Origin of the sequence: Acinetobacter haemolyticus CIP 64.3 = MTCC 9819, assembly GCF_000369065.1 — a bacterium.
Classification (GTDB): domain Bacteria; phylum Pseudomonadota; class Gammaproteobacteria; order Pseudomonadales; family Moraxellaceae; genus Acinetobacter; species Acinetobacter haemolyticus.
The window spans coordinates 131402-146555 of the sequence record NZ_KB849812.1 but is presented as its reverse complement, the minus strand read 5'-3'; the positions used below and the strand labels follow the sequence as shown (position 1 = coordinate 146555).

Sequence of the window (15154 nt, the reverse complement as noted above, 5' to 3'; positions counted from 1 at the left end):
AATCAAAATACATTGATAAGCCCAGTAGAAAAAAATGTCAGAAAAGCGAATTTTGTAAGGCTTTAATTCGTGAGTGAGTCCTTTTTTTATTTGATTTTTAAACGTAAGTTTACAATGAGAATAGGTCGGTTTTTTATTGAAAATATAATGATATAAGGGTGATTGGTAAAACTATGCGTTTAAAATATTTAACTTTATGTTTGTTGGGACTGAGTCTGTCAGCTTGTTCTCAGCATGTCATTAAAACCAATAATGCTCAGGTGGGATTGGATCAAAAAGCGATTAATAGCATCAATGCGATGTATGAATATCCAAGTTATGATTATCGAGGAAAGTTTAATATCCAGGTTGAGCAAGATGGTGATCAATCAACCAATTCAAAAACCAAAGCAACGCTAGATACTGGGGTGAAACAAAAAGTTGATCAATATTTGCGTGAGCAAAAAGTCAAGTTGAATCAGCAACAAAAACAAGCGTTATATGATGTATTGGCACAAGATAATCGTTCGTATGGTCAAGCCAAAGTGGATAAAGTGATCCAAGGAATGGCAACGATTTTGAATGATATGCAATTTGAATACGATGGTTCAGTGCATTATCGTCAAAAAATGGGATCATTTAATCTGACAGCGCGTTATGAGAAACCGACGCTATTGGTACAAGCCAAATTGCCTATGGTGCTGGATTTAAACGACCATAAGTTTTATGTCAATTACTTTGGCTTAATGCCGTATTTGGTGAATAAAGAAAATCAGAATAATTTAGCCTATTTCGATTTTTCTAAATATCAAGGTTTGATCAAACAAGTTGATTACAAGAAGTTTGTTGAGTATCTAAAAGCTTCAAGTGGCGTGTTTTATCGTTTAGCTGATCCGCAAAATATACATACTTTACCTGTGTCATCTAAAGAGCGTGCAGCAGGTGTCGTTGAAAAAATTCGCTTAAAAACCACCATTGAAGAAGCGATCTTACAATCAACGCTATATGGCAAGGTCAATGAAAAATATTTAATGCAAAGCATTTTAAATATCAATGAACAAAGCTTAGAAAAACTAATTGCAGATGAAGTTGATGCTCAAACTAAGGCTAAAGCAGGATCTTCTAAAAATGCCAAAACTTCATCGAATGATGCTAGTGTGGTGAGCCAGCAGCTCTATCGATTGGTGAATCAACATTTTGGTGTTGAAGATGATGTCTATGGTTCTGCTTCTGATGACGCAACTGTTGCCGCTTTAGAAGCCATGGCGGCAGCGGAATCAAGCCAAGCAGTTGCATGGGAAAGTGATGGTGAGGATCATGCAGCAGAAAGCGGTTATGGTTCCGAATCGGATATGGATGCTGCTGATGAAAGTGGTTTAAGTCGTGAGCAATGTGACTCTTTATCATCAAATCCTAAAATTACCTATGGCAATGCACAATTTTGCCAAAGTATGTATGGTATTGATGTGTTCAATCCAACACAGTCTAGTACCTCAAGTTTAATTTCTTATATCGCGAAATTAAGTGCATTAGAAGAGTTATTCTCTGTCTATAACCAAGCTCAGTTTATTGACGATCATGCGTTCAAAGCACTTTGGATGAAGCATCAGACTGAAATCAATCAAGCCTTGCCAGCGACTAATAAACGCAATCCATTGATCATGGATATTAGTTTGGATGAAAAAGGGCGTGCGATTAACTATGACTATGATTTAAATTACACTTCCCCAGAATTGCGATCGCGTGTGAACATTAAAGCGGATATGCAAGTTTTAAATTATGGGAAAGGCACGCCGATTGATCGAGCACAATTAAAACGTGCAAAGTCATGGTCAGAAGTAAGTAAAGGATCGATGTTTGAGCAAGCGATAGGGCGTTTCTCTGAAAAAATGGGGCAGTCGGGAATTGTCGAGCGTGCAGCCGAACCTTATACCCTTTCTTTAGATGATCAACTCAAAGTGATTGCAGCACAACGGTATGATGCAACACGCTCTTATGAGCAAACGTATAAAGCCGTATTTATTGCTAAATTAACTGAAAGCTCACCACAGATGGTCCAACGCTACTCCACTCAAGAGTTGCAAGAAATAGCAAGTGTTTATGCGTATTGGTATTCTAGTGAAGACGTCTATAATCCCAAAGGCACAGCACTCAAAACAATCGAAGCTTTACAGAAAAAACATCATTTAGAAGATGACGAACAATTCGATTACCGTTTGGGTGAGTCTGTGAATCGTATTGTGAGCGATGCAATGCATAGCGATCAAGATCGCCAAGCATGGAAAAAATTGCAAGGGCAGTATAAACAGCCACATCAGCTATTTGCTAAGCAGTACCAAGTTCAATTTGAACGTGAGAATGGTGCTTCAAGTGAGGAAAAAGTCTTACTAGAGCAGACGGCAAATATTCTAGGGCAAGTTTATGTCGCCGCACGTCATAACAAATTGACTTTGAAGACGATTCAAAACTTAAAGGTTGAACATGAAGAGTTTATTGATTATGAAATCTTTAAAGATGTTTATCAAAAGATGTTAATGGTCAAATAATACTAAGATCTAAAAAGAACCTGCATCATGCAGGTTCTTTTTATTGGATTTACAAAAAATCTTTTAATTCAGGCTTAACCTTATTCCAAATATAAAAAGCTTCTATTGCTTGACCAACCAGCATACCAAAACCATCAGTCGCGGGAACTTGGCGAGCTTGAGCTTGATCTAGAAAACTTGACGGTTTGCCATAGGCCATTTCATAAGCATGGTGGAACACAAGGCTTTCGGGGAGTTGTAACGCATCGCCTGTTAAGCTTGCCGATGTTGCGTTAATTACGATATCAAATTCGCCAGTGAGTTGTTCTAGGCTGATAGCCTGAAGTACTGCATTTGCTACAGCATCTTTTAAATCCTCAACCAATTGTTCTGCACGAGCTAAAGTGCGGTTGGCGATCACGACCTGTTTTACGCCAGCTTGAACCAGTGGATAAATTACACCACGGGTTGCGCCACCTGCACCTAAAATGAGAATGCGGCTATTTTCAAGATTCCAACCTAAGGCTTGAATCGCTGCAACCAGGCCTTGTCCATCCGTATTGTCGCCATATAGTTTGCCATCTTGCATCCATAAAGTATTTACGGCTTTGGCAATCTTGGCGCGTTCAGTCAATTGATCGCATAGCGCAAAAGCTTGCTCTTTAAATGGCACAGTGACATTCATGCCTACACCATTTTGATTAAAGAACGCTTTGACTGCGGATTCGAAACCATCTAGTGGAGCAAGGATTTTTTTATAATTTAAATCAACACCTGTTTTTGCTGCAAAAGCATGATGCAATTCTGGTGAGCGAGATTGTTCGATTGGATTTCCAATTACAGCAAATTGTTTGGTCATAGGTATTGAGAAAAGTGAGCGTGGTTAAAGTTTATAAAGTTGATAGAGATGCTGCAATGTTGATTTTCATCTGATGGATATTATTAAATGATCTAAGGTTGAAATGCCTTAATTGAGTAGAACAGTAAGGAAGCTAAATTTTATCATGAGTATTTTTCTAATTCGACATGCACAAAGTGAAGCTAATATCAATGGTCGGACTTTATCCCATGCTTCGATTTCGTTGAGTGAAAATGGCAAAAGACAAGCAGAAAAGCTCTGCGCAGCATTGCCTCGAATAGATCATGTCATCATTTCTAAATACCAGAGAACTTATCAGACAGCAGAACCCATCTTGCAAAAATATCAACTAATACCAGAGATCAATGAGAGTTTACATGAGTTTAGTTATTTGTCAGAAAGCAAGTGTGCCAATACCAATTTAGATGATCGTAAGCTCTGGGTGGATGCATATTGGGAGAGAATGGATTACCGTTTTCGTGATGCCGATGATGCAGAATCCTTTGAAGATCTTTATATCCGGGTACGACAATTTCACGAGCAAATAAAGCAACTCGCTGATGATTATATACAAAAGAACTTAGTTGTATTGGGTCATGGGCAATTTTTACAGTTATTGATGACCTTGATCAAGCGACCTCAGCCCTTGAGCCGAGAATTGATGCGAAATTTTAGGGCAGATTTAATCAATCGTCCTATTCAAAATACCCAGATATTTTTATTCTAAAGTTTAAAAAATTTATCCCTAATAGAATTAATTAGGGATAAATAAGTTTTATTTCTTATTTAAACCTAACCAATCTCTTGGTTTTAAATAATAATCGGTAAGACGTTTTTCCGGGGAGTCAGCTTCCCACTCTGGACGATAAGACCAGCCCGCCAGATTCGGCAAACTCACGAGAATGGATTCAATCCTTCCACCTGTTTGTAGGCCGAATAAAGTGCCACGGTCATAAACTAAATTATATTCAACATAACGACCACGACGATACAGCTGAAACTCACGCTGCGCTTCGGTATAAGGTTGTTCTCGATGTTTTTCAAAAATCGGTAAGATGGCTTCTAAATAACCATTACCCACAGCTTGCATATATTTGAAGCAAGTTTCGAAATCCCACTGATTCAAATCATCAAAGAATAAACCACCAACGCCACGCTGTTCATCACGATGCTTTAAATAGAAATAATCATCACACCACTGTTTATGTTCAGCATAGACATTTTCGCCAAAAGGCTGACATAGGTCATAGGCAGTTTGATGCCAGTTCTGAACATCCTCATCATCTGGATAAAATGGGGTTAAGTCGAAACCACCTCCAAACCACCACACGGGATCTTGACCTTCTGGCTCTGCGACAAATAAACGCACATTGGCATGTGAGGTCGGAATATTCGGGTTTTTAGGATGAATCACAAGTGATACACCCAACGCTTGTGCTTTTGCACCAGCGATTTGTGGGTGGCGTTCAGTGGCCGAAGCGGGGAGTTTGCTGATATTGATGTGGGAGAACATCACTCCACCTTTTTCAATGACTTCACCATTTTGCAAAACCCGTGAGCGACCACCGCCACCCTCGGTTCGTTGCCAATCATCAATGATAAACTCAGCGGTTCCGCCGCCTGCACGTTCCTGTTGCTCTAGTCCTGCACAAATACGTGCTTGTAGATCGAGTAAAAACTCGCGAACACGTTGAATATCAGCTGAAGTTGGATGCTGCATGATGATCCTCTTGAGGTGATCTGGGAATTAGTTACATCAAAACATAAATCCATAAAAAAAGTAAGGGATTTGGTTTTAATATTTACTTTTTAGATCAATTCGCTATCAAATAAGTGTTTAGTGCTTGCTGGTTATGTTTAGGGAGAAAGATTATTTTGTTCGATCAATTTGTTGATTTCTTCACCATACATCCAAGTATTTAGAATGCCTTCTGAACTCTCTAAACCTGTTATATCCAAAAAATGTTCAAAAGTCGTAGCAACTTGTTCTCTATCTTCTGTATCTAAAGTATCAGGATTAATTTGATGGATACCATCAGAGAGAATCTTAAGTCGTTGTTCTTTGCTGGGGTGTTTAGAATGTTGATAGAGATGAATATAAGATTCAGCAGTTTGGGCTACTTTTTGATTTAATAATTCTTTTAGTTTCTTATCTTCTACGCCTGAATATAGATAACCATCACTAGCAAAATGATCTTGTTTCTGAAATTGGTGTAGCTGCTCGATCACTCTATTTGATGAGTTATCGTTATGCTCATTCGCTTTAGTACAACCACTTAGTAACAGGAGACCTGTTACTAAGAAAATGCTTAATAATTTCACTTTTATGGATACTCTTATTGAATGAACGGTATGACTTTAAACTTAGAAGTCATCTTTTTTATAAAGATGATCCATGCGCTCGCGTTTGGTCTTTAAATAATGTTCATTGAACGGATTACGACCTACAGTGAGCGGAACGCGCTCGACCACATTAATTCCAAGATCAGTGAGTGCTTTTAGTTTGAGTGGATTGTTCGTCAGCAATTTTACTTCTTTCACTTGCAGATGATCGAGCATAATGCTGCACATATCATAACGACGCGCATCAGCAGGTAGATTTAACAATAAGTTTGCATCAACGGTATCATGACCTTGATCTTGCAAGGCATAGGCACGAATTTTATTGGTCAAACCAATCCCGCGACCCTCTTGACGTAAATATAAAATTACACCTTGTCCAGCCTCATTAATTAGGCGTTGCGTGGCTTGCAGCTGTGGTCCACAATCACACTTTAATGAAGCAAAAGCGTCACCAGTTAAACACTCAGAGTGAATACGTACCAGTACGGGTTGATTGGGAACAGTTTCTAAGCCTTTAGAAAGCGCCACATGCTCTTCACCTGTTTCTGGGTCTTGGAACACGGAAATATTGAAGTCACCAAAAGCAGTTGGTAGCTTTGATGTAGCAATAAATTCAATTGGCACAGAGAGCTCACTATTATGATTAAAACAGTGAAAGTATAGCTTAATGTGTGAAGATTGAGTGAATTGGAATTTCTGATTTTTTATATTGAGTTTTTCTTTTTCATACAAACCACACAATAATGGTTGATTAACAGTGACATAATTCAGGATAATCACCGAGCCAGTCACCAATGATTGGTAAAAGAATGTTCAGCGCTGCATCATTCGCACAGGTGGCTGATTGAAGGTAGATCGTATTTAATTGTATGATTGGCCTCATTTAACCCAGCTTCGGATTTGCCAGGCTTAAAAAGGCTTTGCCACACTATGTTGTATACCGAAATTCCAACTCAACGCCCTGTTACGCCATTGTTAGATGGAATTGATCATCCGCAACAATTACGTCAGCTCGAGCAAAGCCAACTCGTACAAGTGGCGGATGAGTTACGTCAATATATTTTGTATGCAGCAGGGCAAAGTGGTGGTCACTTTGGCGCAAATCTAGGCGTGATTGAGCTTACTGTTGCTTTGCATTATTGCTTTAATACACCACAAGATCGTTTGGTCTGGGATGTAGGGCATCAAGCATATCCACATAAAGTACTCACAGGTCGCCGTGAGCAGATCACGATGATTCGTACAAAAAACGGTTTAGCTGCATTTCCAGCCCGTGACGAATCTGAGTTTGATACTTTTGGTGTAGGACACTCATCTACTGCAATTTCAGCCGGTTTGGGCATGGCGCTTGCACGTCGCTATCAAAAAGATCTATGTGATGTAGTAGCGATCGTTGGTGATGGTGCAATGACTGCAGGTATGGCATTTGAAGCCATGAATGACGCAGTAGCTCATGATGCTGATTTAATTGTTGTGTTAAATGACAATGACATGTCTATTTCGTGTAGTACAGGTGGTTTTGCCAAACATTTGGCTGCAATCTGGGAAACAGGACATCTTGTTAATGTCAATGAACATGGCGAAGCCTATGTTCAACCCCATCCAAAATGGACTTATAATTCACGTTTGCATCAATCTGCAACAGATGCTGCTGATAATTTATTTAAAGCGATTGGCTTTGACTATTTTGGACCATTCGATGGTCATGATGTTGAACAACTGACGCAAGTTTTTCAGGCATTGAAAAAACGCAAAGGACCACGTTTAGTTCACGTATATACTAAAAAAGGTAAAGGTTTTGCGCCAGCTGAAGCCGATCCAATTACTTATCATGCAATTACTAAAATTGCACCAGTAACCTCTACAACCGTTAAGAAAGCACCACCAAAATATTCTGATGTGTTTGGACAATGGTTATGTGATGAAGCAGCTCAAGATCAGCGCTTATTGGCGATTACCCCTGCGATGTGTGAAGGGTCGGGCATGGTGAAGTTCGCCCAGCAATATCCTGAACGTTTTTTTGATGTTGCAATTGCAGAACAACATGCAGTGACATTAGCAGCAGGTATGGCATGTGAAGGTTTAAAACCTGTGGTAGCGATATATTCAACCTTCTTACAACGTGGTTATGATCAATTGATCCATGATGTTGCATTGCAAAATTTGGATGTGACCTTTGGAATTGATCGTGCTGGACTCGTTGGAGAAGATGGACCAACCCATGCTGGGGCATATGATTATGCGTTTATGCGGACTGTCCCGAATATGGTCATCATGGCACCAAAAGATGAAAATGAATGCCGTCAAATGCTACATACCGCTTATCATTTTAACGGACCTACGGCAGTAAGATATCCGCGTGGTGTCGGTTTAGGTGTGGAAATACAACAGCAAATGACAGCTTTAGAGATTGGTAAGGCTGAGATTGTTGCTGAGTTTAATTCAAACGCAGATCAGCAAATTAGTGTTCTTGCATTTGGTAGTCGTGTTGCAGCTTCAATCGAAGCAGCTGAGCAATTTGCCAATCAACAAGCTGTTGGGGTGCGTGTGGTGAACATGCGTTTTGTGAAGCCATTGGATGAGCAATTACTGCGAGATTTGGCGCCACGTACGCAACTCTTTGTGACAGTGGAAGAGCATGCGGTGATGGCAGGTGCCGGTAGTGCTGTGAATGAGTTCTTGGCGCAAGCGAAGATTGTAAAACCAATTTTAAATCTGGGGCTTCCAGATGAGTTCTTACATCAAGCAACGCATCAACAAATGCTTGCAGAATGTGGTTTGGATGCCAAAGGAATTTTACTTTCTATTGAACAAGCTTGGTTATGACACATAAGCATCTGTAAATACGTAGATAATTTTTAGTAAACATTTTTTACCTAAAAGCCCGTATATTTGATAGAATATGCGGGCTTTTATGCATTATTCTTTGTCAAAATCTTCAAATTTGTGGGTGTTCAATGGAACCTATGGTGGTTATGGCTGCGCGCGCAGCTCAAACAGTTGGTCAAGAGCTTTTAAAGGCTCATCAAAATCGTCATAAACTCGATTTACAAGTTGAAGAAAAAGGCATTGATGGTCCAGTAACGCGTGTAGATCGTTACTTGGAAGAACTAACAATTGATACCCTCCGTAAAAGTTATAAAAACCACAGCTTCCATGGTGAAGAGTTTGGTATGCAAGAAGGTAAAGGTCACGATGCAGATTGGTGCTGGGTGATTGATCCTTTAGATGGTACACAGAACTTTATCAACGGTTTCCCACATTTCTGTATTTCTATTGCTGTACAACACAAAGGTGTAACTCAACACGGTGTGATCTACGATCCAGTACGTGATGAGTTGTTTTCTGCGAGTCGCGGTCGTGGTGCGGTGATGAATCAACGTCGTATTCGTGCCAATGTCAAAGAAAGTCTTGAAAACACTTTTCTTGCAGTAGGACATCCGTACCGTGCAAAACGTAATGGTGAAATTGTTTCTTATGCAGAGCAACACTTCGCTTCATTATTGGCAGTGACTAAATCTGGCGCGCAAATCCGTCGTGGTGGCTCAGCTGCTTTAGATTTAGCATATGTTGCTGCGGGTCGTTTTGATGGTTTCTTTGAACTAGGTTTAAAACCGTGGGATATCGCTGCGGGTGAATTGATTGTCAAAGAAGCGGGTGGTGTCGTGGTTGATGCTCGTGGTGGTAATGATTCATTTGATAATGGTCAAGTGCTAGCATGTTCACTTAAATTGTTAAAACCATTGATGCAGACCGTTGTTCCAGCTTGGGGCGAAGCTGCAAAATAATTTGTCGAATTCTAAAAAAACCCTCAATATTTGAGGGTTTTTTTATGCGAGCTTAGCGTAAGGAGGGACATAGATTGCTGATTTATTTCATTGGTCCTGGTGGGGCAGGGAAAACAACCACGGGGCATTTATTGGCATTTCAATTAGGGGGGTGCTACGATTTGGATGAATACTTTATGCAAATAGAGGGTGATATTTCTAAGTACATCAAAGAAAATGGCTATCAAAAGTATGCATCTCGGAATGTTCAGGCATTTTTAGAATTACAAGCAAAACATAAGATTAAAAAGGTAAGCATTATCGTGTGTTCATCTGGATTTATGACTTATTCAGATGATGTACATCAAGACTATTTAAAAATAAAACAGGAGGTAGAACACCATCTATTTACTTTTTTACTGTTACCTTCATTGGATTTTGAAGCATGCGTTAAGGAGACGCTTAAAAGGCAGATGGGGCGAGTGTATTTAGAAGATATGAGTGCTGAAAAAGAAGAATTAAAGATCAGAGCACGATTTAAACTTTATACTGGATTAAATTGTAAAATCGTTTTAACAAGTGAAACACCAACACTAGTGGTTTCTAGAACATTAGAAATATTGGGGAAATAAGTAGGAAATCATTCTTTTAGAATCTTTGTTGATTGTTTTATATGAATAATTTTTAAAACTATGGTTATTTTGAAGAGATTTTTGATTGAAGTTTAATTATAAAATCACGAAAACCAATTAAAATAGGTGACTTTTAAAATTATTCTGCTATAATCCGCGCACGCACTTAAATTCCAGTTCATTACCTGAACATTCAGTTCTATTCATATTATGCGCACGCTGTCCATAGAGAGGACCACATCTTGCGCCCAAATCGCTTAGCGATTCTTCAGGTTGAGGCAGTAATCAAGCGTGCGTTAGTCCACATCGTCGTTATTCGGATTGCCGCTGAATTTTATCTATTTTCAGCTTGAGTCGCTTTGCCGCTTGTTGCCGATGTCTATTTTTTGTATTTATTAAAATGGAGCACCCATTAGGGTGAAACTCTCTATGAGCAAAACTTTTGCCGAATTTTCTTTGCACGAAACCTTACAACAAGCTTTAGAAGGTTTAGGTTTCACTACACCAACTCCTGTGCAAGAACAAGCGATTCCAGCTGCGTTAGAAGGAAAAGATTTATTGGTTTCAAGCCAGACTGGTTCTGGTAAAACAGCAGCATTCTTACTTCCTACATTAAATGCTTTAGCGGGTCAGGAAACTTTTGTGCCATTTAAAGAGCGCATGAAAGCAGTGACTCAGCCAACGATTTTAGTTATTTCTCCTACGCGTGAATTGGCTCAACAAGTTAGCCAAGATGCGATTGCATTTGTACGTCACATGAAAGGTGTTCGTATCGCTGCAATTATGGGTGGTATGCCTTTTGGTAAACAAATTCAACAGCTTAAAGGTGCACAAGTTGTCGTTGCGACCCCAGGTCGTTTACTTGACCTTGTAAATCGTCGTCAATTAAAACTTGATAAAGTTGAATCATTAATTGTTGATGAAGCAGACCGTATGCTTGATCTTGGCTTTGCTGAAGATTTAGAAGCGATTGGTGAATTAGCTGCAAACCGTAATCAAACATTAATGTTCTCTGCAACTTTTGCAGATCGTATTATTCGTCTTGCTGAACGTATGATGAATGATCCACAACGTATTGCGATTGAAACTGGTCACAGCACCAACACTGATGTAACTCAAACATTGCATTGGACTGATGGTTTCGAACACAAGAAAAAATTATTAACTCACTGGTTATCTGATGAGTCAGTAGATCAAGCTGTAGTATTTGCGAGTACGCAAGAAGATACAGACATGCTTGCTGAAGAATTGGCTGAAGCAGGTCACTCTGTTGTTGCATTGCATGGCGCGATGCCACAAACCGTTCGTAACCGTCGTTTACGTAGCATTCGTGAAGGTCGTGCAAAAATCTTAGTTGCGACTGACGTTGCAGCGCGTGGTTTAGACGTACCAACGATTTCACACGTGATTAACTTCGGTTTACCGATGAAAAATGAAGACTATGTACACCGTATTGGTCGTACAGGTCGTGCGGGTCGTACAGGTCAAGCTGTGACTTTAGCAACTTACCGTGAACGCGGCAAAATCCGTGCTTTAGAAGATTATTTAGATGCACGTTTGAATGTATCTGAAATTGAAGGTTTAGAGCCATCTCCACCTCCTGCACGTTCAGGTCGTGATGGCGGTGGTCGTGGTCGCGGTGGTCGTGATGGCGGCGGTCGTGGTCGTGGTGGTTTTGGCGGTGGTCGTCGTTTCGAAGGTGAAGGTAACTTCAAACGTCGTGAAGGCGGTGATGATCGTCCACGTCGTAGTTTCGATGATAAACCACGTGGTGAACGTCCATCATTTGGTGGTGAAGACCGTCCACGTCGTGAGTTCAATTCAGATCGCCCACGTCGCGAAGGTGGTTTTGAAGACCGTCCGCGTCGCGAGTTCAATTCAGATCGTCCACGCCGCGAAGGTGGTTTTGAAGATCGTCCGCGTCGTGAGTTCAATTCAGATCGCCCACGTCGTGAAGGCGGTTTTGATGACCGTCCAAAGCGTAGTTTTGGTGGTGAAGACCGTCCGCGTCGCGAGTTTAATTCAGATCGCCCACGCCGTGAGGGTGGTTTCAATGATAAGCCGCGTTTTGACTCGAATGATGACAACCGTGGTAACCGTGTAGATTATAAGCCACGTCGTGAAGGCAGCTTCGGTGATCGTCCAAAACGTGATTTTGGTGATCGTCCGCAACAGCGTGAAGGTGGTTTTGGTGACCGTCCAAAGCGTAGTTTCGGTGGTGGCGATGACCGTCCAAAACGTAGTTTCGGTGGTGGTGATGACCGTCCAAAACGTAAGTTTGGTAGCGATGATCGCCCGGTACGTGGTGCACGTGAAGAGACTTTCGGTGGCGACCGTCGTCGCAAAAACGATTTTTAATCGATAAAAACCGATGAAAAGAAAAAGCCAGTTGAAAAACTGGCTTTTTTATTTGTGATTAGTCAGGTAAAATTGTAAAAACGAGTACTAATTCAAATTTTATAAAAGAAATGAATAGGATTAATCAAAACAACGGTTTTAGCCATCAAATCTGGTCTTTCATTTGCAATGAAGGGCTGCCATGCTTGTTCGTCATCTTAATGTTATGCAATGGTTTATTTTTTGCTTATGCTGTTTTTGATCAAACTAACGCCAATGCTTTTAAAGTAAATACCCAACAAACAACTGAGCATGTTGATTCCAAACATGGCTACATAAATTAAATAATCTTGATACATCACTTATCAAAATAAAAACAACCATTTAATATTTCAGTGTATAGTATGCGTGCATAAAAAGTGCAGGAATGAATGCCATTATGAATAATAACTCTCCTCTCGATGCTGAAGCCTTAATTGAAGTTAGAAACTTAAGCTTTAATCGAGGAGAACGCGTCATTTATGACGATATCAGTCTTAAAATTCGACGTGGTCAAATTACTGCAATTATGGGGCCTTCTGGTACGGGTAAGACCACCTTACTACGTTTGATCGGTGGACAACTGGTTCCAGATCAAGGCGAAGTATTGCTAGACGGTCAAGATATTGCCACGATGTCTCGGCAAGAGCTTTTTGCTGCTCGTGCGCGTATGGGCATGTTATTTCAAAGCGGTGCTTTATTTACAGATATGTCTGTGTATGAAAATGTTGCCTTCCCAATCCGCGCTCATACCAAATTACCTGAGCACATTATTGCTGAACTGGTGGGTTTAAAGCTTGAGTCTGTCGGGTTACGCGGTGCTGAACAACTCATGCCTTCTGAGCTTTCAGGCGGGATGAATCGTCGAGTGGCTTTAGCACGTGCGATTGCATTAGATCCAGAACTCATTATGTATGACGAGCCGTTTGCTGGACAAGACCCGATCGTGATGGGTGTATTGACGCGCTTAATTCGATCTTTGCGGGAAGCGCTTGATTTAACTACAATTATTGTTTCACATGATGTTGCAGAAACATTGTCGATTGCTGACTATATTTATGTGGTTGCAGAAGGGAAAATTCAGGGAGAAGGTTCACCTGAACAATTAAAAAATCATGCCTCACCATTTGTTCGTCAGTTTTTAACAGGCTCAATAGAAGGGCCTGTTGAATACCAGTTTACGCATCAAGCATATTTAGATAACGAGGTTCGTCCATGAATACGATTGCCTGGCTAGGTAGACTCGTTATTGAGCGAATAAAGGGGATTGGTGCTGCATCACTGATGCTCCTACAAATTTTATTTTCAATGCCATCAAAAGGTGGTTTCCAACGCTTTATTTACCAAATGTACCGTGTCGGGGTGATGTCTTTATTGATTATCTCCGTATCGGGTTTATTCATTGGTTTGGTATTAGGGCTGCAAGGCTATTCGATTCTAGTCAATGTGGGCAGTGAAGCCATGCTCGGTACCATGGTGTCTTTAACCCTGTTACGTGAGTTAGCGCCTGTCGTAGCTGCTTTATTATTTGCAGGACGGGCTGGGTCAGCACTGACTGCCGAAATTGGGTCCATGAAGCAAAGTGAACAGCTTGCAAGTATGGAAATGATCGGAGTCGATCCACTGAAACAAATCGTATCGCCACGATTATGGGCTGGTATTGTGAGTTTACCAATGCTAACTGTCATTTTTGCTGCGATCGGTATTGTCGGCGGTAAGTTGGTGGGTGTTGATTTCCTTGGCGTGGATGAAGGTTCATTCTGGGGTGGGATGCAAAGCAGTGTTCAATTTGGACATGATGTGGTCAACGGCATCATAAAAAGTATTGTATTTGCTCTGATTTGTACATGGGTGGCGGTCTATCAAGGTTATGCCTGTGATCCGACTCCAGAGGGTATTGCGACTTCGATGACGAGAACGGTCGTATATTCTTCGCTTTGTGTATTAGGTTTTGATTTCGTGTTGACTGCGGTCATGTTCGGAGGGATTTAATGAAATCACGTACTAGTGAGCTGGCCGTAGGTATTTTTGTCATTATCTTCGGTATTGCTCTATTTTTTCTGGCAATGAAGGTGAGTGGTTTAGTTGGTACTAATCTTCGTGACAGTTATAGCATGACAGCCCAGTTTGACAATATTAATGGGTTGAAAACGCGCGCTAAGGTCACCATGAGTGGTGTTACCATTGGTCGTGTGGACTCGATTACGCTTGATCCAGTGACTCGTTTAGCAACAGTTAAATTTGATCTAGATGGAAAACTCACGAGCTTTAATCCAGAACAACTCAAAGACGTTCAAAACAATGCTTTGGAAGAGTTACGTTACAGTACTGATTATGAGCAAGCCGACGCTGCGCAACAAAAAGCAATGGAACAGCAACTTATCAGTAACATGACCTCCATCACCAGTATTGATGAAGATGCTTATATAATGGTAGCGACCAATGGCTTATTGGGTGAGAAATATTTGAAAGTTATCCCAGGTGGTGGTGTGAACTACTTAAAGCGTGGTGACGTAATTTCAAATACCCAAGGTACAATGGATCTAGAAGATTTAATCAGTAAGTTTATTACTGGTGGCGGTGCTGGCAAAGTTGCATCTGATACTGGAAGTTCAGTATCACAAGCAGATGCTGAACCATCTTTTGCTGAGTAATCGTATTTAGGAGTTTAAA

The 15154-nt window shown here is 40.6% G+C and carries 13 protein-coding genes; 9 read left to right on the top strand and 4 right to left on the bottom strand.

The features are described from left to right. Window positions 1-173: 173 nt before the first annotated feature. On the top strand, window positions 174-2525 hold the full coding sequence (locus F927_RS14830; RefSeq protein WP_005086891.1) for a hypothetical protein: 2352 nt from the start codon (window positions 174-176) through the stop codon (window positions 2523-2525). 49 nt (window positions 2526-2574) lie between these two features. On the opposite strand, the gene aroE is transcribed toward F927_RS14830, so the two are convergent. Continuing rightward, a complete protein-coding gene (aroE, locus tag F927_RS14825; protein ID WP_005086890.1) occupies window positions 2575-3363 on the bottom strand; it encodes a shikimate dehydrogenase in 789 nt (262 codons plus the stop codon). A 145-nt stretch (window positions 3364-3508) separates the two neighbouring features. Here aroE and F927_RS14820 point away from each other — a divergent pair, with 145 nt between their 5' ends. Further along, window positions 3509-4090 (top strand): histidine phosphatase family protein, encoded by a 582-nt coding sequence (locus F927_RS14820; protein ID WP_005086888.1) that lies wholly within the window; start codon window positions 3509-3511, stop codon window positions 4088-4090. Between the two features lie 48 nt (window positions 4091-4138). Here the strand turns inward: F927_RS14820 and hemF are convergent, their stop codons facing one another. The 3 genes from hemF to ribA all read right to left on the bottom strand — a co-directional run bounded on the left by hemF (window position 4139) and on the right by ribA (window position 6330). Further along, complete coding sequence (hemF, locus tag F927_RS14815; protein ID WP_005086885.1) at window positions 4139-5083, bottom strand: oxygen-dependent coproporphyrinogen oxidase; 945 nt, start codon at window positions 5081-5083, stop codon at window positions 4139-4141. Window positions 5084-5220: 137 nt separating this feature from the next. Then, the gene (locus F927_RS14810; RefSeq protein ID WP_005086884.1) at window positions 5221-5685 is read right to left on the bottom strand and encodes a DUF4844 domain-containing protein; all 465 of its coding nucleotides are present in this window, start codon (window positions 5683-5685) and stop codon (window positions 5221-5223) included. Window positions 5686-5727: 42 nt separating this feature from the next. Continuing rightward, the gene (ribA, locus tag F927_RS14805) at window positions 5728-6330 is read right to left on the bottom strand and encodes a GTP cyclohydrolase II (protein WP_020846336.1); all 603 of its coding nucleotides are present in this window, start codon (window positions 6328-6330) and stop codon (window positions 5728-5730) included. 306 nt (window positions 6331-6636) lie between these two features. Between ribA and dxs the strand changes: the two genes are divergently transcribed. The 7 genes from dxs to mlaD all read left to right on the top strand — a co-directional run bounded on the left by dxs (window position 6637) and on the right by mlaD (window position 15135). Next, window positions 6637-8532 (top strand): 1-deoxy-D-xylulose-5-phosphate synthase, encoded by a 1896-nt coding sequence (gene dxs, locus F927_RS14800; RefSeq protein WP_005086880.1) that lies wholly within the window; start codon window positions 6637-6639, stop codon window positions 8530-8532. A gap of 131 nt (window positions 8533-8663) precedes the next feature. Next, window positions 8664-9494 (top strand): inositol monophosphatase family protein, encoded by an 831-nt coding sequence (locus tag F927_RS14795; RefSeq protein ID WP_004641131.1) that lies wholly within the window; start codon window positions 8664-8666, stop codon window positions 9492-9494. Between the two features lie 74 nt (window positions 9495-9568). Further along, on the top strand, window positions 9569-10105 hold the full coding sequence (locus F927_RS14790; protein ID WP_005086877.1) for a shikimate kinase: 537 nt from the start codon (window positions 9569-9571) through the stop codon (window positions 10103-10105). 429 nt (window positions 10106-10534) lie between these two features. Further along, window positions 10535-12463 carry a DEAD/DEAH box helicase gene (locus tag F927_RS14785; RefSeq protein WP_005086875.1) on the top strand — a complete coding sequence of 643 codons (1929 nt, stop codon included), beginning with the start codon at window positions 10535-10537 and terminating at the stop codon, window positions 12461-12463. Between the two features lie 418 nt (window positions 12464-12881). Continuing rightward, the gene (locus F927_RS14780; protein WP_005086872.1) at window positions 12882-13700 is read left to right on the top strand and encodes an ABC transporter ATP-binding protein; all 819 of its coding nucleotides are present in this window, start codon (window positions 12882-12884) and stop codon (window positions 13698-13700) included. Further along, window positions 13697-14473, top strand: a complete 777-nt coding sequence (gene mlaE, locus F927_RS14775) for a lipid asymmetry maintenance ABC transporter permease subunit MlaE (protein WP_004641120.1) — start codon at window positions 13697-13699, stop codon at window positions 14471-14473. The genes F927_RS14780 and mlaE overlap by 4 nt, the downstream gene beginning before the upstream one ends. Continuing rightward, entirely contained in the window at window positions 14473-15135 is a 663-nt protein-coding gene (mlaD, locus tag F927_RS14770; RefSeq protein ID WP_005086870.1) for an outer membrane lipid asymmetry maintenance protein MlaD, read from the top strand. The genes mlaE and mlaD overlap by 1 nt, the downstream gene beginning before the upstream one ends. Window positions 15136-15154: the final 19 nt, after the last annotated feature.